The organism is Inquilinus sp. Marseille-Q2685 (assembly GCF_916619195.1).
GTDB lineage: Bacteria > Pseudomonadota > Alphaproteobacteria > DSM-16000 > Inquilinaceae > Inquilinus.
The window spans coordinates 1676743-1694298 of the sequence record NZ_CAKAKL010000002.1 but is presented as its reverse complement, the minus strand read 5'-3'; the positions used below and the strand labels follow the sequence as shown (position 1 = coordinate 1694298).

The following is a 17556-nucleotide window of genomic DNA, read 5'->3' as shown; positions in this document are numbered from 1 at the left end:
CGGAGTGACAATGCTGTTCGAGACATCCCTCGCCGGGACCTGGTCCTTCGCGCTCGATCCCGATCACCGCGGCCTGAAGGAGGCTTGGTCCGGACGCGACCTCGACGACACCATCGCGCTTCCCGGCAGCGTCGACGAGGCGCGGAAGGCGCCGGCCAATCCGGACAGCACCATGGCGCATCTCTCGCGCCGCCACCCCTATGTCGGCCGCGCCTGGTACGGCCGGTCCTTCGAGGTTGCGGCAGGGGCGGAGGGGCTCTACCACCAGCTCGTGCTGGAGCGGCCGCATGGCGAGGTGACGGTCTGGCTCGACAGCGTGAAGATCGGCCGCGACCGCAGCCTGTCGACGGAGCACCGCTTCCTGCTCGGCAAGCTCGCGGCCGGCCCGCATCGCCTGGTTCTGATGATCGACAATGAGCGTGTCGAGGCCGTCGGCGAGGCGATCCGGCATACCGGCGTCGAGGATGTCGCCCATTCCAACACGGATCACACCCAGACCAACTGGAACGGCGTCGTCGGCTCGCTGCGGATCGAGGCCTCGGCCGGTGCGATCGGCTGCGTCGCCATCCATGCCCCGACGCGCCGGGCCCGGATCGACATCGAGCTCGACGGGTTCGACGCCGACATCCATCACCCGACCTTCTGGGCCGGCGAGGCCGAGGACCGGCTGGTCCTGCGGTTCCGGCTCGCCGGCATCGCGGAGCCGCTCGTCATCGAGCGACCGGTCACGGTCCGCAGCGGCTTCACGCCGGTCTCGATTCATGTCGATCTGCCGGAGACGGCGGGTCTTTGGGACGAGTTCTCGCCGGTCGTGCACCGGCTGGATGTCGAGTGGTCGCGCAACGGCGTCCCGATCGACCGGCACGGGACGGGCTTCGGCATCCGCTCCTTCACCCGCGATGGACGACGCCTGCGCCTGAACGGCCGGGCGGTCTTCCTGCGCGGCACGCTCGATTGCTGCATCTTCCCGCTCACCGGCTATCCGCCCTGCGACGTCGACGGCTGGCGCAAGGTCTATTCGACCGTGAAGGCCTACGGCCTCAACCATGTGCGCTTCCACTCCTACTGCCCGCCGGAAGCGGCCTTCGTCGCGGCGGACGAGATGGGCGTGCTGCTCCATGTCGAGACGCCGGTCTGGGCCGTGCTCGGCTCCGACCCCAATCTCGACCGCTTCATCCATGAAGAATCCGAACGGATCGTCCGCGCCTACGGCAACCACCCGTCCTTCGTGATGATGGCGGTCGGCAACGAGCCGCACGGGCCGGGGCTGCACGCCTTCCTGTCGCGCTGGGTCGCCCACTGGACCGAGGCCGATCCGCGCCGGCTCTACACCGGCTGTTCCGGCTGGCCGACGATCGCCGAAGCCGACTATGCCTCGAAGCCGGAGCCGCGATCGCAGCGCTGGGGCGAGGGGCTCGCCGGGCGGCTCAACGCGCATGCGCTGGAGACGATGACCGACTGGAGCGCCTATCGCGACGCGGTCGACATGCCGCTGGTGACGCATGAGATGGGCCAGTGGTGCGTCTTCCCGAACCTCGATGAGATCGGGAAATACCGGGGCGTCGTCGAGGCGCGGAATTTCATCCGGGTCCGGGACGACCTCGCCGGGAAGGGCATGCTCGACCTCGCCGGGGAGTTCCTGATGGCGAGCGGCAGCCTGCAGACGAAGCTCTACAAGGAGGATATCGAGAGCGCGCTCCGGACCAGGGATTTCGCCGGCATCCAATTGCTCGGCCTGCAGGATTTCCCCGGCCAGGGCACGGCGCTGATCGGCGTCGTCGACGCCTTCTGGGACGAGAAGCCCTATGTCTCGCCCGAGGCGTTCCGCGAGTTCTGCGCCCCCGTCGTGCCGCTGGTCAGGAGCGAGCGCTTCGTCGTGACGCGGGGCGAGCCGATCAGGGCGGCTGTCGAGATCGCGCAGTTCGGACCGGCGGACATCGGGGACGCCGTGCTGCGCTGGTCGCTGACCGACGCCTCCGGCAAGGTCGCCGGCCAGGGTGAGATCCGGGCTCGAAATCTCGCGACGGGCGATCTCCATCGGATCGGCGATCTCGTGATCGAAACCGGCGGCCTGGCCCAGAACCGCTACGAGCTCCTGCTCGAGCTTGCCGGGACCGGATACCGCAACCGCTGGGGCTACTGGGTCCTCGAGGAGGCCGGGGATGCGGCGCCGCTCGAGATCGTGCCGGATCTGGACGAGGCGGTCCTGCGCCGGATCGAGGACGGGGAAACCATCGTCTGGTCGCCCGATCCGGAGGCGATCCGGCAGGACAGCATCCTCGGCTTCACGACCGTCTTCTGGAACACGCTCTGGACCCGCCGCCAGCCGCCGCACACGCTCGGCCTCCTGATCGACCAGGACCATCCGATCTTCCAGGCGTTCCCCAGCGACCGCGCGTCCGATTGGCATTGGTGGGAGCTCGTTCATGGCCGCGCGGCGCTCGATCTCGGCGGGCTCGGCCTGTCGCCGATCGTCCGCGTCATCGACGACTGGAACTCGAACCGGGACCTCGCGCTTCTCGCCGAATGCCGGATCGGGCGCGGCCGGCTGGTCATGAGCGGGATCGACCTTGCAAGCGGCCTCGACCGGCGCCCGGTCGCCTCGGCGTTCCGGAAGGCCCTGGCCCGTCATCTCGCCGGCAACCAGGACAGGCGGCAGCCTGCCTCCCTGGATCGGGAAACGGTGCTGGATTGGTCGGCAGCCCTGAGAGCGCGCTGACGACGCTGCGGATCGTGCAGGCCGGGAGCGAGGCGATGGCCGTGCAGGTGGACAACAGCTGAAAAAGAGAGGCCCGTCTCCATTGACGGGAGACGGGCCGGACGTACCGGGGCCGGATCGGATCCGGCCCCGGCCCTCGGAATGACGTATCAGGTACCGGAGCTGATGGTGCAGGTGCCGGAGATCGGACCAGTCCGGACGCCGGCCGTCGCGCTGTTGACCCAGGCCCAGACCCGGCTCCGCGCCGTCGAACTCGGCATCGTGAAGCCGGCGTTGTTCGCGATCTGGGTGGCGACGGAGAGCGGGGCGGTGGCGTGGTTGCCGGTGATCCAGGAGATGAAGTTCTTGATCGTGGTGGCCTCGGCCGCCGGGAAGTAGCAGGTGTACAGGTCGAGCATCGTGAAGCCGATGATCGGATAGACCGACGCGCCGGCCGGGTTGCGCAGCGCCGCGGTGTCGAGCGCGGCGCTCCAGGCGGCAGCCGTCTGGGTGGTCGTGCCCGCGAAGGTGTTGGTCGCGGCCCCGACATTGGTGATCGACGGCGCGATCGGGGTGTGCTCGCCGGGGGTCGGGGTGGTGTCGCTCACGCGAGCGGCCCAGTTGGTCTGGTTCTGCAGGTTGGCCACGACCGGCGCCGGCGAGACCTCCGGCGTGGAGACCTGCCGGGTGAAGTCCGGGCTGACATAGCCGATGGCGCCCGTCGTGCTGGCGACGGTGCTGGCGACGCCCTCGCTGCCGGCGGCCGACAGGAAGCTGGCCGGCCAGGCCACGGTGGTGCCGGCGCCGAGGTTCCAGGGGGCGAGATTGCCCGGGTTGGACGGGTGATTGTTGCCGTCTGCGATCGGGTTGGCGTTGGTGCCGCAGACCTGATTCAGATGGCGCGTGAACAGGAAGGTGGTGCCGCTGGAGTCTGAGCGACGGACGACCCGGATCGGCAGGTTCGCGTGCAGTTGGGTGTTGTTGTTGTCGTAGGTGAGGATCGGGTCGTTCCAGTTGGTGATCGTGCCGGTGAAGATGCCGCACAGGGCCCGGCGCGACAGGTAGAGGCCGCTGGTGCCGCCGGCCGGGGTCGAGCGGGCGATGTTGAGGCCGGTGACGTTGACCGGGATCGTGACCGAGGTGCCGACGGTCGGGATCTGGATCGCCGGGCCGCGGGCCGCGCCGGCCGCGCTGTTATAGGCGCTGATCTGGGTGCTGTTCAGCGTCGCGTCGCTGCCCGAGAAGTCCCAGAAATTGGGGCCGGTGCCGTAGCCGTTGGTGCCCTCGTTGTAGACGATGGTGGCGTTCTCGTACGGAGTGCTGCTCGGCTGCGCGTTCGGCGACTGCTGGTTGATCAGGGCCGTGATGCCGCCGCCGCTGCCCACCGGGGCATAGGCGATGGTCGCCGAGCTGTCGACCGGGAAGCCGGCCGCGGCGGTGCACAGCGCGTCGCGCGGATGCTGCGCGGAGTTCAGCACGGTGCCGAAGCAGTCGAACCAGGAGCGATACACGCCGAAGGGCAGGGTCGCGCCGCCGGCATAGAGGGTCTCGGCCGAGGCCGGGGCGGCAAACAGCATGCTGCCCGCGGCGAGCGCGAGGAGGCTGCAGGACTTCAGACGGATGGACAAGGTCGTCTCCTTCCTGACATGAGGATGAGTCGAGGCGATGACCGCCGTCGCGGCGGTCATTTGCACGGGGAAAGGGACGAAGCCTGACCAGACCCATTCCCCCTTCCGAATTCCTCCGTTCTGGAAGAAACAAAAGTGGGTCGTGCCAGGATAGACTTTCTCCCCTCTTCCGTAACTATGATTGCAGATCTTTCTGATGAATCGATTATTGATTCGTTTAATATTCGTGAACTTCAATATGGAAATAATTTGGGATAAATATTGATTCTATATTTGAGGTTATCCGATAACCCGTCGAAGCGGAAACCGGAGCAACCGTGCTCCCGCTTCGACGGTTCGATGATGCGTTAGAGGACGAAGTCGCTGGCGGTCAGCGTCAGTGACTCGGTCCCATGCACCTCGATCGCGAAATCCGCGATCTTGTCGCCGTTCACATCGCCCTGGACCAGGGCGGTCGCGGCGTCGACCTGCTCGATCCGCAGCTGCCCGGCCTTGCCCGAGAAGGTGTCGGTGCCGATGAAGCTGAAGGCTTGGTTGCCGCAGGCCGTGCTCTTGGCGTCGATTGCCGACAGGTTGATGACGTCGTGATCGGCCGCGCTGAAGTCGGCCACGATGTCGGCCAGCGCCGGCGTGCTCTCAGAAACCCCGGCGAAGACGAAGGCGTCGGCGCCGGTGTTGCCCGTCAAGGTATCGTATCCGGCGCCGCCGGTGAGGACATCATTGCCATCGCCGCCGTCGATGATGTCGTCGCCGCTGCCGCCGACGAGCACGTCGCTGCCCTCATCGCCGGAGATCAGGTCATGGCCGGCGCCCCCGAGCACGACGTCATCGCCGCTGTTGGCGGTGATCGAATCGTTGCCGTCGCCGCCATGCAGGACATCGCTGCCCTCGCCGCCGCCGATCAGATCGTCGCCCGCGCCGCCATCGGCCACATTGGTTCCGGCACCGGTATCGATGGTGTCGGCACCGGCGCCACCGGTCAGGGCATCGTTGCCGTCGCCGCCATAGAGCGAGTCGTCGCCGTCGCCGCCATTCAGCAGGTCGTTGCCGGCGCCGCCGTCGAGAGCGTCGTGGCCTCCGAGGCCCTTGATGACGTCGTCACCCGCGGTGCCGAACAGGAAATCATCATTCGCGGTTCCCGTGATCTGGCTCATGTCTTCCCCCTATCAAGGTTCGCACGATCCGTGCGGAAGCGGCCCCGGCGCCTTGGCGAAGTGCGGCAGCCGCTGATGTCCGCCCTAGAATGCCAAGCGGATGTCGGGGATATTACAGAAATACTATTGCAATCATGAGACTCTGTTGTGAATAAATCAAATTGTATTTGAAATATATCCAAAAGATAATGATTCTCGTGAATGTTGATTCGCGAGTCTCAAGATAATCAAGAGTCAATATTATATCTTAGGTTGACATGCGAAGCCTCCTTCGGAATGGTCGGATGGCCATGATCATGAAGGTGAGAAGAAGGATTGCGGCCGGGACGGCTGCGACATTGAGCCAGACCAAGGCTCTCTCGATCGTCTCGACATCGGCGCGCAGCGCCTGCCGGACCTCGCGCAGCTCCTGCCGAGTGCCGACCACCTTGGCGCGCAGATCCTCGATCGCCTGGCGCGACGGTTCGGCGCCGCCCTCGGTGCTCTGCGCCGCAGCCATGTCGCGCTGGAACCGGGTCAGCCGCTCGGTCAGTGCCGCCTCGCTGTCCTGCAGCCGCGCCGCCGCGGCACGGCCGATCTCGGCGATCCGGGTGAAAGGCCGCGCGCCGGCGGCCCGGTTGCGCAGGGCCGACAGGTCCTGCGTCCCGGACAGCTCCTCCAGCAGCGCCAGCAGGAAGTCGCCATTGGCGGCGAAAGCCCGGGCCGGCTGCCCGGGCTGGCCGCGGGCGATCCAGAAGCGGTCGTCGAGGATGTCGGTGTCGGCGATCACCACGAGATTCAGCGCGTCGGTTTCCAGCTTCCGCCCCGGCGGCGGGGCGCCTTCGACGGCGACGCCGTCCGGCAGCTGGTCGGCGAAGGCGCTGCGGGCATGACCGCCGACCCGCGCCGCCAGCACCAGCCGCTCGTTGCCGGACGGGTGGGCAGCCCACAGCGCTTGCGGATCGGTGCGCGGCACGATCTCGCCGACATCCACCGGCGTGCCGTGGTCGCTGGTGAACAGCAGCGGCGAGAAGCGCGTGGTCGCGCCCATCAGCGGCCGCAGGATGCCCGCGGTGCCGACCGTGATCGGGCCCAGCCCGGCGAAGGCCGGGTCTGCGGCGTCGCGGTTCTGCTCGGCCAGGGTCAGCCAGACCAGGTGCTGCAGCTTCAGCGGCCGGCCGTCGTCGCGCCGGATGGTGATGCTGGAGGCCAGGGCCCGGTCGCCGGCGACCCGGCCGATGTCGAGCCCCAATCCCCAGCTTGGCCCGAACGCGCCGAGGGCGGAGAAGGAGGCGCCGCGCGCCGCCTGCTCCGGCAGCCGCTCCGCCGCTGCCTCGGACAGCGGATCGACCAGCACCAGGGCGTGGCCGCCAGCCATCAGGAACTGGTCGATCGCATATTGCGCGGCCGGCGGCAGGTCGCGCGGATGCACCAGCAGCAGCACGTCGATCGTCGCGGGGTCCAGGGCCGCCGTGCCCTTGGCCGCCAGATCGTTGATCGCGATCGGCTTGACGTCGAAATCCTTCTGCATGTCGCGATAGGCGGTGAAGGCCGGCAGCACCCGGCCGCCGAAGGCCAGCGCGCCGCCCAGCGGCAGGGTGCTGACCACCGCCACCTGGCGCCGGTCCGGCGAGGCCAGCCGCGCGATCATGCGGGTCAGCTGCAGGTCCAGCGTCGGCTCCTCCTCCGGCCGCAGGAAGGGGATCGCCACCCGGTCGGCGGCGCTGCTGCCGACCAGGCCGAAATAGATCGGGTCGCCGCCCTTGGTCAGCGGCAGGCCCAGCAGCCCGTCGGCAACGGCGCGGTCCTCGGCGTCGCTGAACGGCTCCGGGATCTCGCGCCGCAGCGTCAGCCGGTCGCCGGCGGCGGCGGCATAGTCCTCCAGCCGCGCCTCGACCCGGCGGGCGTATCCGGCCAAAGCGGGGGACGCGGCGGCGAGCTGGTCGGACACCACCAGCCGCAGCGTCACCGGTTGGCTCAAGCCCTCGAGCACCGCGTGGGTGGCGGCGTCGAGGGCGTGGCGGCGATCCTCGCTGAGGTCGAGGCGGTGCCCGCGCAGGGCGCCATCGGCCCAGAGATTGACGCCGACCGTGGCCGCGAGTGCGAGGGCCAGGGCGGCGAGTCCGGTCAGGCGGTGCCGGAGCGGTTGCCGCATCGCCGTCACCCCGCCCGCCGCAGGCCGAGCGCCACTGACGCCGCGAAGAGGAAGAAGGCGGTGACGGTGGCGAAGAAGATCAGGTCGCGCAGGTCGATGATTCCGCGCGCGATCGGCCGGACATGCGGCAGCACGCCGAACACCGCTACCGCGTCGGCGATCCCGGCCGGCAGCCGGTCACCCAGCAGCCCGGCCAGCGCCGGCGCGCCCGGGATGGTGACGAGGAGGCACAGGGCGACGCCGAGGATGAAGGCCACCACCTGGTTGCGGGTCACGGCGCTGGCGGCGGAGGCGACGGCGAGATACAGGCCGGCGACCAGCAGGCTGCCGGCGTAGCCGGCGGCGATCACCCGGTGGTCCGGGTCGCCCAGCCAGGCGACGGTCAGCCACATCGGGAAGGTCAGGGCCAGGGCCAGGGCCATCACCGCCCAGCCGGCCAGGAACTTGGCCAGCACGGCGGCGCCGGGTCCGATCGGCAAGGTCAACAGCAGCTCGACCGGGCCGGTGCGTGCCTCTTCCGCCCACAGCCGCATGGCGATGGCGGGGGCCAGCAGCAGGGACAGCCAGGGCAGGAAGGCGAAGAACGGGTCCAGGTCGGCCTCGCCGCGGCCGAAGAAGTCGCCGGCATAGATCGGCAGCGCCCCGGCCAGGACCAGGAAGACGACGACGAAGACGGCGGCGTTCGGCGTGGCGAAATAGCCCGCCAGCTCGCGCCGGAACAGGGCGAGGCCGGCGCGCATCTCAGGCCGCCTCCGCCGGGCGCGGCACGTCCGGCAGGGGCTGGGCGCCCGGCAGGGTCAAGGTCCGGAACAGCCCGGCCAGCCGGCCGTCGGGAGAGCGCCTGGCCAGGGCGGCCGGGGTGTCGTCGGCGCGGATCCGGCCGGCGGCCAGGATCACGGCGCGGCCGCACATCGCCTCGACCTCCTCCAGGACATGGGTCGAGACCAGGATCGCCTTGTCGCGGCCCATCTCGCGGATGGTGTCGTGCATCTGCTGCTTCTGGTTGGGGTCGAGCCCGTCGGTCGGCTCATCCAGGATCAGGATCGGCGGGGCCGGCCGCAGCGCCGCGGCCCGGGCGGGGCGCCGCCGGGAGCCCCTGGACAGGGGCTCGATCGGCCGGCGCAGCACGGGCCCGAGCTCGACCCGCTCGGCCGCCGCCACCACCGCCGCGCGCCGGGCCCGCCCGGCCAGCCCGTGCACGCCGGCGACGAAGCCGAGCAGGCCGGACGGCGTCATCTCGGGATACAGCGGCGCCCCCTCCGGCAGGTAGCCGAGCCGCCGCCGTGCCGCGATCGGGCGCCGCCGGACATCGATCCCGTCGAGCGACGCGGTGCCGGCATCCGGCTCGAGATATCCGGCCAGCATGCGCAGCAGCGTCGACTTGCCGGCGCCATTCGGACCGAGCAGGCCGACCACCTCGCCGCGCCCGATCTCGAGCGAGACGTCGGCCACCGCGATCACGGATCCGAAGCGGCGATGCAGGCGGTCGGCGCGGATCACACCCGGCCCCTCTCCGCCGCGGCCGGGGCGGCAGCCTCGCCCGGAATATCGGCGATCGGCCCGAAGGTCCGCTCATACGACGCCACGGTCTCGGCCAGCTTGCGCGCCAGGTCCTTCATCGTCACCGGGCTCATCGCCAGGCTGACCAGCCATTCCGTGGCCATCGGCTCGGCCGAGGGCGACGGGCCGGATCCGACGACGATGCGGGCACGGCCGACCAGCAGCTGCGCTTCCGCCGCATTGGCGGTCAGGTGGAACAGCGAGAAGTAGCGGGTGTCGGGGGAGAAGCGCTCCCCGGCTCCGTTCGCCGCGCCGGTCTGCTGCGTGGTCATGCTCGTCTCCATCGGTTCTGCTCGGGTCACTGGGACGGGGCGGCGGGGGCCGCCGGCGCCAGCCGGGACAGGATCTCCGTCACCGCGATCTCGTTGATCGCCGGCGGGGCGGCGCCGACCAGGCCTTCGATGTACTGGCGCCGCAGATCCGCCGCCTGCTGCCGGCGCAGCGCCTGGACCAGCAGCGGCCGGACCTCGTCGAAGCCCTGCACCCGCGACGCCTTGCGGTCGACCAGCCGGATCAGGTGCCAGCCGGCCTGGCTGCGGATCGGCGTGCTGACGGCGCCCTTCTCCAGCCCGGCCACCGCCTCGCGGATCTCGGGGATCAGGGCGTCCTCCGACAGCCAGCCCATGTCGCCGCCCTTGTCGGCGCTGTCCTTGTGCTGCGAGGCCTGCCGTGCCAGCGCGGCGAAATCGGCGCCCCGGGCCCGGGCGCGACGGCGCAGCTCGCCGATCCGGTCCTCCGCCGCCTTGGCCTCGGCCTCCGAGGCGCCGGGGGGCACCGGCAGGAAGATCTGCGCCAGATGCATCTCCGCCGGCGCGACGAAGCGGGCGGTGTTGTCGTCGTAGATCCTGCGCAGATCGGCGTCCGGCGGGTCGCCGGCCGGCGGCTCGGATCTGGCGGCGAGCCAGGTGTCGACGATCACCTGCTGCCGCGCCTGTTCGATCCGGGCCGCGACCTCCGGCCGGTCGGCCCAGCCGGCCTTGGCCGCCTCGGCGACCACCGCCCGGCGCGTCAGCTCGGCCCGGATCAGCCCGTCCAGCGCCTCGCGGCTGGTCGCCGCCTGGGCCAGCACCTGCGGATCGAGGCCGCGCAGGAAGGCCTCGACCTCGGCCGGCGACAGGCCGATCGCGCCCATGCGGGCCACCGGCTCGGCCGGCGGCTGCTGCGCCGCCGCCGGCGCGGCGCCGAGCGCAAGCAGCGCGAGAAGCACCGGCACGCGCCTCATTTCGCCGGCTTCCGGTAGCGGGCGTCGGTCAGCTTGTCCTGGAGGTCCTGGATGATGTTTTCCATCTCGACGCTCTTGAGCTGTGTGAACGGCTCGTTCTGCGCCAGCACATCGCCGAGATCCTTGCCGTCATAGGCGGCCAGCACCTCGCGGCCGACCTTGTAGAGCTGGTCGTTGGCGGCTTCGCAGGCCTTGAGGAAGCCCGAGGTCTGCTCGAGCCCGGCCTGGGCCGTCGCCCGCCGGCCCTCGGTGTCGCGCAGCTGCCCCTGGGTCCGGCCGAGGCTGCGCCGGGTCTGGTCCAGCTCGCCGCGCGTCGTCTCCAGGGTCGCGGCAGCGGTGTCGAGCTCGGCCTGCAGGCCGTCCGCCTTCTCGGTCGCGGCGTCGAGCCGGCCCTGCAGCTGGCCGATCTGGGTGCGCAGCTGCTTGGCCTCGGCATCGCGGGTTGCGATGGTCTGCTGCGCCTGGCTCAGCTGCGACTGCAGCGCCGTGGCCTGGTTCTGGGCCGTGCGCAGATCGACCGTGGCCCGGCGCAGCGCCTCGCGCAGCCGGCCGACATCGCTCTCCTCCTGCGCCGCCGCCGGGGCGGCGAGCAGGAGGGCGAGGCAGAGAGCCGGGATCGTCCGATGGCGGATCGCGAGCATCGGTCCCTCCGTCAGAAGCGGGCGTTGATGTCGAGCATCAGCGTGTCGACCGAGAACTTCGGGCCGCTGATCGCGTCGCTGCTCAGCCAGCGCAGTCCCAGCCAGACGTCGTCGACGACGCCGTAATTGCCGGCCAGGATGAAGCCCTTGGCGTTGGTGCCGCCATTGTGGAAGTCGCTGTCGGTGAAGGCATCGACCACCGAATCCGACTCCAGGTACTTGTAGGTGAAGCTGGCGTTCCAGTCGTTGCCGTGCCGGATCTCGGGATGGCCGACCAGGATGCGGGCGAGGTAGCCCATGTTGCCGCTCCGGCGGCCCGCCTCGCCGACGCGGGCGTCCACCTTGTCCTTGTCGTAGCCCAGGTTGGCGACAAGGTCGCCGGTCAGCACGACATGGATCGGGTCGAACATCGAGAGGTCGAGCGAGGCAGTGACGTTCAGCTCCTGGAACTTCGAGGCCAGGCCGAAGGCGACGAGGTCGTCGCTGTCGACGGCGGGGTTGCCCTTGTCGCCGACGTCCCACAGGCTGTTGCCCTTCTGCATGAAGGACGGCAGCGAAAGATTGCGCCGATGGTCGTCGGCGTCGATCGCGCGCGGATCGCCGAGCACGTTCTGGAAATCGTAATAGGCGACGCCGAGCTTCAGCGAGGCGTCGTCATAGGGGCGCCAGTCGACGCCGAGCTGGCCGCCGTACAGCACCTGGTCGCGCGAGGAGAAGGCCATCTCCTTCAGCGGGAACAGGCCGACCGCGCCCCAGGCGTCCAGCTGGTCCAGCACCGGCTGGCGGTAGCCGACGGCAAGGCCGTCGAAATTGACGTCCTCGTCCCACACCAGGTCGGTCGAATAGAATGGGTTGCCGAAGCGGCCGGCATCGATCTTGAGGGCGCCGCCGGTGCCCAGCGCATCGCCTTCGTACTGGATATAGGCGCGGTCGAGATTGAAGTTCTTGTTGCCCAGCGCCATCGCCATGTCGGCATTGGTCGAGACCGGGTCGAGGTCGTTGCCGGTGGCGATGCGGACATTGGTGGAGAAGCCGTTGCCCAGATCGGCCTCGACGCCGAGCCGGGCGCGGACCTGGCCGCGATAGCGGTCCTCGCGGTTGTTCAGCAGCGGCGGATAGGGGATCGCGTCGCTCAGGAGCGTCCCATAGCCGTCGTTGTTGAGCTTCTGGAAGTCGAAGAACTCGGCATTGTTCGGGTCGTAATAGTCGGCCCGGCCGCGCACCCGGACGTCGCCGTACAGCTTCACCCGGTCGAGCCAGGCCGGCAGCGTGCCGGGGTCGCCCCAGCGCTCGGTCTTGGCCTGGGCCAGCACCTCCTTCTTGACGTCGTCGCGGATCTGGTTGCGCACCACCTCGGGCACATAGGGCACCCGCACCGTGCCCGGCGGGGTGCCGGGCGGCACCGCCTGGCCGCTGGCCGCGCGGTTCGCCTCCGCTGCCCGCGCCTCCTGTTCGGCCTGGGTCAGCAGCGACTGCGCCTTGTCGCGCGACAGGATGCCCTCCTGCACCAGCAGCCGGATCAGGGCCAGCGTCGTCGACTGCTCGGTCGGGGTCTGGCCGAAGGCTGTGCCGACAGCGAGAACGCTGATCGCGGCGGCGAGGCCGGTACGCTTGAACATCAGATCCCTCATGCCCTGGACTGCTGGATGTTGAGCTGGATGCGCAGCGTCACCGGCGTGCCGCTGGGTGGGGCCTGGCGGAACGAGCCGAGCCTGCGGACCGCCTCCACCACCGCGTTGTCGACCGACGGGTCGCCGCAGGATTGGGCCAGGCGGACCTGGCCGATCCGCCCGTCCGATCCGACCGAGATCGCCAGCACCACCGAGGCGCGGCGGCCGCGCACGGTGTCGCTGCCGTCGACCGCCCGGCGCAGGGTCGCGTCGCGCTGGGCCGCCCGCTGCGATTCCACGAGGGCGTACTGGCCGTAGCCGCCGCCTCCGCCGCCACCCCCGCCGGTGCCGAGGCCGGTGCCGCCCTTGCGCGCGGTCAGGCAGGCGGCGCCGGCGCAGGCCTCGCCCTCGGCGTCCAGCGCGTCGTCGCCCGGCGCCTTGTCCTTCGGCCCCGGATCCGGCTTCGCCTCCTCCTCGGGCTTGGGCTCCTCCGCCTTCGGTTCCGGCACCGGCTCGGGCTCCTTGACTTCGGGGGTCTCGACCGGCTCCGGCGGCTTGATCTCGGGCTCCGGCGGCGGGGGAGGGGGCGGCGGTGGCGGCGGCAGCTCGACCATCTGGATCGGCGGTGGCTGGCGCGGAGCCTGCACCGGCTTGCCGCGCAGGACGGCCGCGCCCAGCACGATCACGGCGGCGACCAGGGCCAGGGCCATGCCCGCCCAGGCGATCCGCCGGATCCAGTTGGGACGCTCCTCCATCGCCCGGGCTCAGCTCGTCGCCGGACGCTGCGAGACGAGGCCGACCTGCTGCACGCCGACGCGGCGCAGCAGGTCGAGCACGTCCATCACGCGGGCGTACTGCACCGCCTGGTCGGCCTTGATCACCACCGGGAAGTCGGGAACGGTCGCCTTGATCTGGGCGATCCGGCTCTCCAGCTCCGGCATCGTCACCGGGATGGTGTCGAGATAGACCTGCCCCCGGTTGTCGATCGAGATCGCCCGCATCTGCGGCTGCGACATGGCCGCGGCGGCGCTGGCCTTCGGCAGGTTCACCTCGATGCCCTGCACCGCCGCCGTGGTCATGATGATGAAGATCAGCAGCAGCACATAGGCGAGGTCGAGCATCGGCGTGACGTTGATGTCGTCATACGGCTTGTTTTCCGACTGGACCTGCATGGCGGATCCTCAGCGCGCATAGAATTCGGCCATCTTCGTCGTGAACTCATCGACGAAGACCTGCATGTCGGCGGTGATGTCGCGGATCCGGCTGGCCAGGTAGTTGTAGCCGAACAGGGCCGGGATCGCGACGGCGAGGCCGGCGACGGTGGCGACCAGCGCGCCGGCGATGCCGGGGGCGATCGAGTTGATGTTGACCTGGCCGGATTCGGCGATCGCGGCGAAGGTGATCATGACGCCCACCACGGTGCCGAGCAGCCCGAGGAACGGCCCGCCGGAGATGGCGATGGTCAGCACCACCATCAGCCGGTTGGCGCGCTGGATCTCGCGCGTCAGGGTGGCGTCGAGCGTGGCGCGGATCGCCGCGATCGATTCCGGCGACAGCACCAGCCGGCCCGGCTTGCCGCGCGCCGCCTTGGCCCGGTGGGTGATCTCCTCGGCCCCGACATGGTACAGCCGGTACAGCGAGGCGTTGCGATAGGTCTTCGCCTCGCTGCCGCCGGCGAGACGGGCGGGCGCGGTCGCGTCGTCCGGGTCGCCCTGGTCGAGCGCGGCGAGGTCGGCCACCAGCCGGCGGAACGGCACCAGGAAGCGCTTGTTGGCCTTGTCCACCCGGTTGACGTAGCCGACCTTGGACAGCATCACCGCCCAGCTCAGCAGCAGCATCACGCCCAGGAGACCGATCACCGCCCAGCCGTCGACCGTGACTGAGGCGAGGATCGCATTGAAGTGGCCGAGGTCGAAGCCCGAGCCCTCCTCGTCGACGCCGAAGGCCAGCAGCCGGCTGTCGGCCGCGGCGCTGCGGGCGGTCAGCAGGATCGCCGGGCCCGGCCGTGCCACATTGGCGATCTCCAGCTCGTCCAGCTCGCCGACATAATGGGCGAAGGCGGGGGGGGCGGGGCGGCAGGGGCCGTGGGTTCGGCCGGCGGCGTGCCGGGGGCGGGCGCGGCGCCCGGCACTGCCTCCGCCGGCGGCGTCGCCACCGGCTCGGGCGCCGGCGGGCGGGCGAAGGGGCCGCCCAGCACCGCGGCGCCGGCCAGCGCCGGCACGGCGACGGCCCCGGTCCCGGCCGGGCGGCCGTCGACATACAGCGTCACCTGGCCGGCGGCGACGGTGACGGCGAGATGGGTCCAGGTCCCGGCCGCCACCGGGGCCGCGGCCGCGATCCGCTGCGGCCCGGCGCCGGCATCGACGCTGACGAAGGGCGTGGCTTGGTCGAGGCCGATGGCCAGGCCGCCGGACTGGATCAGGCCGGCCGCCGCCTCCTTCTCGTAGATCACGGCGTTGGGCTGCAGCGTGCCGGGCTTGATCCAGGCCGACCAGGTGAAGGCGCCGCCCTGCGGCACGGCCAGGCTGGGCGTCGCCGGCAGCATCACCGTGCCGGTGCCGTTGAAGCCGATGCCGCCGGCGATGAAGGAGGCGTCGACCTTCGCCGCGGTCGACTGCGCCGCGTTGTTGGCGTAGCCGGTGGAGTCGAGCGGCAGGGCCCCGGGCTCGGTGAAGTGCCAGACCAGCGCCTGGGCGGCGTCGTAGCCGGCCTTGGCGTTGCCGGTCGCGGTCGCCTTCTCGTTGCCCCAGTACAGCCAGATGGTCTGCGGCTTGTCGGCCGCGGCATTGGGCAGGTCGACCCAGATCAGGCCCATCTCGAACAGGTTGTCGAACTTCTCGATGTGGAAGTTCAGCGGCGTCTTGTCGTCCTCGGCGATGACGCGGATGTCGGATCCGTCATCCTTGGCGGCGAGGAAGTTGAAGTTGGCGGCGGACAGGCGGACCAGCACCTGCGCCCGCCCGGCCATGCCGGGGACGGCGCCGGCATTGGGGCCGAGATCGACGGTGATCGGCTTGCGCAGCGTCCATTCGCTGTTCCACCAGGCCGAGGCGGCCTGGGGCGTCAGCAGCAGCGCCAGCAGGGCGCCGAGCAGCAGCCGGACGGTCGGGAGCGGTCGGGTCGGGAGGAAGCGTCTCATGCTCGCGTCGGTCCGGGGTCAGAGGCTGGCGCCGAGGGTGAACAGGATGCGGATGTCGTTCGCCTTGGTGTCGCTGGCGTCGATCAGCGGCACCGCGAGGTCGACCGACCCGGTGAGGTGGTTCAGCAGCTTGACCCGCGAGCCGAAGCCCAGGCTGGCGAGCTGGAATTCGTCGTCCTGGCCGGGATTGGCGTCCTGCAGCCACAGCTCGGCGAAGTCGCCATAGGCGTAGACCCGCCAGTCCTCGACCACCGACGGGTCGATCCACTGGCCGAGATTGGGCGTCGACAGGCGCAGCGCGGCGATCCAGCCATTGTCGCCGAGCTCCTCGGATTCGAGGTAGCCGGGCACGCTGGAGACGCCGCCGGCGCTGAACTGCTCGTTGCTGATCAGCGGCTGGCTGGCCAGCTGGCCGTCCAGCCGGGCCGTCAGCTCGAACTCGGCGGGCAGGATCTGCTGCCGCTCCAGCCCGGCGCGGAAATAGGCGAAGTCGGCCGAGGCGCCGGCGCGCTTCTGCTCGAACTTGTCGTCCGGGTCGCCCAGGCCGCGCAGCCCGAAGGTGGCGGACAGGCTGGCCGAGGTCGTGCCCTGGGTGTCCGGCCGGGTGGCGTTGTACTCGATCGTCGCCGTGGTGTAGGTGATCGGCGTCTCGGATTCGTCGGCGCCGAACAGCTGGCGCTCGCCAAAATCCTTCCAGTCCAGGCCCAGCATCAGCGTGTGGTAGAAATCCGTCAGGCCGGGCAGGGGCAGCACGCCGCGGCCGCCGACGATGGTGCCGTCGCCGATCACGTTCACCCCGCCCAGCGTCGCCACGTTGGAGGAGGAGGTGATGCCGTACAGCACCAGGCTCTCCTTCCACTCCGGGATGCGGAAGGTGTAGGTCGCGGCGATCGCCGAGGTCTGGTCCGGGTCCTCCGGCGCGGTGGTGTACTGCAGCGACACCGAATGGCCGAGCTGCCAGAGGTTGTCGTAGCCGACCGAGCCGGACAGCCGCAGCGGCTTGGTGTTGGCGCTGTACTGGTTGTTCAACTCGACCGAGGCCTGGAACGGCGATTCGTCCTCGACATTCAGGTCGGCGTCGACCGTCCCCGGCTCCACCCCCGCCTTCAGCTGCGGCGTCACGGTGCGGCCCGGCAGCCGGTTCAGCACCTCCGAATCGCGCTGGATCCCGGCCAGCTGCGGCACCGTGCCCTCGGCCAGCGACGGCGCCGCGCCCTTGATCCGGCCCAGCGAGTAGTAGCGCGAGTTGCGCACGCGGAGGCGGCCGACCCGCGCCTCCACCACCTCGAGCCGGACGACGCCCTCGCGCACCGTCTGCTCCGGGATGTTGACGGCGACGGTGATGTAGCCGGCATCGGCGTAGCGCTTCTCCAGCGCGGCGCGGGCGCCCTCGACGTCGTCGATCGTCCTGTCCGGCCCCAGGAACGGGTAGATCGCCTCCTCGATCTGGACCACCGGCAGCACGGTGTTGCCCTGGACCTGATACTCCAGGATGTCGAAGCGGTTGGCGGCGGCAGGGGGGGCGGCGGAGGGCGCGGACGCCGGCTCACCCGGCGCTTCGGCGGCGGCCGGCGCCTCGGGCGCCGCCGCCTGGGCGGCCGCGGCCAGCAGCGGCGCACACGCCGCCCAGCCGGCCACGACCAGCCTCGACCCCCTCCTCGGCCACATGAATTCCCCCTCCGCCGGCCTCGGCCCGATCCGGGCGAAAATGCAATAAAAACGCCACACATGCGCCGTTCTGAAAATCCAGAAAGGCGAATGTTTCGATCA

The 17556-nt window shown here is 70.4% G+C and carries 15 protein-coding genes; 1 reads left to right on the top strand and 14 read right to left on the bottom strand.

Annotated elements, in window-relative coordinates; all coding sequences use genetic code 11:
- Positions 1 to 10 precede the first annotated feature (10 nt).
- Positions 11 to 2719 (top strand): glycoside hydrolase family 2 TIM barrel-domain containing protein, encoded by a 2709-nt coding sequence (locus tag LG391_RS17020; RefSeq protein ID WP_225769192.1) that lies wholly within the window; start codon positions 11 to 13, stop codon positions 2717 to 2719.
- Positions 2720 to 2868: 149 nt separating this feature from the next.
- Here LG391_RS17020 and LG391_RS17015 read toward each other — a convergent pair whose 3' ends face one another.
- The 14 genes from LG391_RS17015 to LG391_RS16950 all read right to left on the bottom strand — a co-directional run bounded on the left by LG391_RS17015 (position 2869) and on the right by LG391_RS16950 (position 17454).
- Positions 2869 to 4326 (bottom strand): substrate-binding domain-containing protein, encoded by a 1458-nt coding sequence (locus LG391_RS17015; protein WP_225769191.1) that lies wholly within the window; start codon positions 4324 to 4326, stop codon positions 2869 to 2871.
- 347 nt (positions 4327 to 4673) lie between these two features.
- Positions 4674 to 5480 (bottom strand): calcium-binding protein, encoded by an 807-nt coding sequence (locus LG391_RS17010; protein WP_225769190.1) that lies wholly within the window; start codon positions 5478 to 5480, stop codon positions 4674 to 4676.
- 247 nt (positions 5481 to 5727) lie between these two features.
- Positions 5728 to 7614, bottom strand: coding sequence for a Gldg family protein (locus LG391_RS17005; protein WP_225769189.1), 1887 nt, complete (start codon positions 7612 to 7614; stop codon positions 5728 to 5730).
- 5 nt (positions 7615 to 7619) lie between these two features.
- Entirely contained in the window at positions 7620 to 8354 is a 735-nt protein-coding gene (locus LG391_RS17000; protein WP_225769188.1) for an ABC transporter permease subunit, read from the bottom strand.
- 1 nt (position 8355) lies between these two features.
- Entirely contained in the window at positions 8356 to 9114 is a 759-nt protein-coding gene (locus tag LG391_RS16995; protein WP_225769187.1) for an ABC transporter ATP-binding protein, read from the bottom strand.
- Positions 9111 to 9446: a DUF3467 domain-containing protein gene (locus LG391_RS16990; RefSeq protein WP_225769186.1), complete on the bottom strand. Its 336-nt coding sequence runs from the start codon at positions 9444 to 9446 to the stop codon at positions 9111 to 9113. The genes LG391_RS16995 and LG391_RS16990 overlap by 4 nt, the downstream gene beginning before the upstream one ends.
- 26 nt (positions 9447 to 9472) lie before the next feature.
- On the bottom strand, positions 9473 to 10396 hold the full coding sequence (locus LG391_RS16985; protein WP_225769185.1) for a peptidylprolyl isomerase: 924 nt from the start codon (positions 10394 to 10396) through the stop codon (positions 9473 to 9475).
- On the bottom strand, positions 10393 to 11037 hold the full coding sequence (locus tag LG391_RS16980) for a hypothetical protein (protein WP_225769184.1): 645 nt from the start codon (positions 11035 to 11037) through the stop codon (positions 10393 to 10395). Before LG391_RS16980 ends, LG391_RS16985 begins: the two co-directional genes overlap by 4 nt.
- Positions 11038 to 11048: 11 nt before the next feature.
- Positions 11049 to 12656 carry a putative porin gene (locus tag LG391_RS16975; protein ID WP_225769183.1) on the bottom strand — a complete coding sequence of 536 codons (1608 nt, stop codon included), beginning with the start codon at positions 12654 to 12656 and terminating at the stop codon, positions 11049 to 11051.
- An 8-nt stretch (positions 12657 to 12664) separates the two neighbouring features.
- Positions 12665 to 13402, bottom strand: a complete 738-nt coding sequence (locus LG391_RS16970) for an energy transducer TonB (RefSeq protein WP_225769182.1) — start codon at positions 13400 to 13402, stop codon at positions 12665 to 12667.
- A gap of 9 nt (positions 13403 to 13411) precedes the next feature.
- Positions 13412 to 13819, bottom strand: a complete 408-nt coding sequence (locus LG391_RS16965) for a biopolymer transporter ExbD (RefSeq protein WP_225769181.1) — start codon at positions 13817 to 13819, stop codon at positions 13412 to 13414.
- Positions 13820 to 13828: 9 nt separating this feature from the next.
- Positions 13829 to 14659 carry a MotA/TolQ/ExbB proton channel family protein gene (locus LG391_RS16960; RefSeq protein ID WP_225769180.1) on the bottom strand — a complete coding sequence of 277 codons (831 nt, stop codon included), beginning with the start codon at positions 14657 to 14659 and terminating at the stop codon, positions 13829 to 13831.
- On the bottom strand, positions 14629 to 15786 hold the full coding sequence (locus LG391_RS16955; protein ID WP_225769179.1) for a DUF2341 domain-containing protein: 1158 nt from the start codon (positions 15784 to 15786) through the stop codon (positions 14629 to 14631). The genes LG391_RS16960 and LG391_RS16955 overlap by 31 nt, the downstream gene beginning before the upstream one ends.
- Positions 15787 to 15804: 18 nt before the next feature.
- Entirely contained in the window at positions 15805 to 17454 is a 1650-nt protein-coding gene (locus LG391_RS16950) for a ShlB/FhaC/HecB family hemolysin secretion/activation protein (protein ID WP_225769178.1), read from the bottom strand.
- Positions 17455 to 17556: the final 102 nt, after the last annotated feature.

What these genes read in the sequence shown, in the direction of transcription:
- LG391_RS16990 (WP_225769186.1), bottom strand. Translation starts at nt 9,446, where the DNA reads ATGACCACGCAGCAGACCGGCGCGGCGAACGGAGCCGGGGAGCGCTTC.
- LG391_RS16970 (WP_225769182.1), bottom strand. Translation starts at nt 13,402, where the DNA reads ATGGAGGAGCGTCCCAACTGGATCCGGCGGATCGCCTGGGCGGGCATG.
- LG391_RS16950 (WP_225769178.1), bottom strand. Translation starts at nt 17,454, where the DNA reads ATGTGGCCGAGGAGGGGGTCGAGGCTGGTCGTGGCCGGCTGGGCGGCG.
- LG391_RS16985 (WP_225769185.1), bottom strand. Translation starts at nt 10,396, where the DNA reads ATGAGGCGCGTGCCGGTGCTTCTCGCGCTGCTTGCGCTCGGCGCCGCG.
- LG391_RS16975 (WP_225769183.1), bottom strand. Translation starts at nt 12,656, where the DNA reads ATGTTCAAGCGTACCGGCCTCGCCGCCGCGATCAGCGTTCTCGCTGTC.
- LG391_RS16955 (WP_225769179.1), bottom strand. Translation starts at nt 15,786, where the DNA reads ATGAGACGCTTCCTCCCGACCCGACCGCTCCCGACCGTCCGGCTGCTG.
- LG391_RS17020 (WP_225769192.1), top strand. Translation starts at nt 11, where the DNA reads ATGCTGTTCGAGACATCCCTCGCCGGGACCTGGTCCTTCGCGCTCGAT.
- LG391_RS17005 (WP_225769189.1), bottom strand. Translation starts at nt 7,614, where the DNA reads ATGCGGCAACCGCTCCGGCACCGCCTGACCGGACTCGCCGCCCTGGCC.
- LG391_RS16980 (WP_225769184.1), bottom strand. Translation starts at nt 11,037, where the DNA reads ATGCTCGCGATCCGCCATCGGACGATCCCGGCTCTCTGCCTCGCCCTC.
- LG391_RS16965 (WP_225769181.1), bottom strand. Translation starts at nt 13,819, where the DNA reads ATGCAGGTCCAGTCGGAAAACAAGCCGTATGACGACATCAACGTCACG.
- LG391_RS17000 (WP_225769188.1), bottom strand. Translation starts at nt 8,354, where the DNA reads ATGCGCGCCGGCCTCGCCCTGTTCCGGCGCGAGCTGGCGGGCTATTTC.
- LG391_RS17010 (WP_225769190.1), bottom strand. Translation starts at nt 5,480, where the DNA reads ATGAGCCAGATCACGGGAACCGCGAATGATGATTTCCTGTTCGGCACC.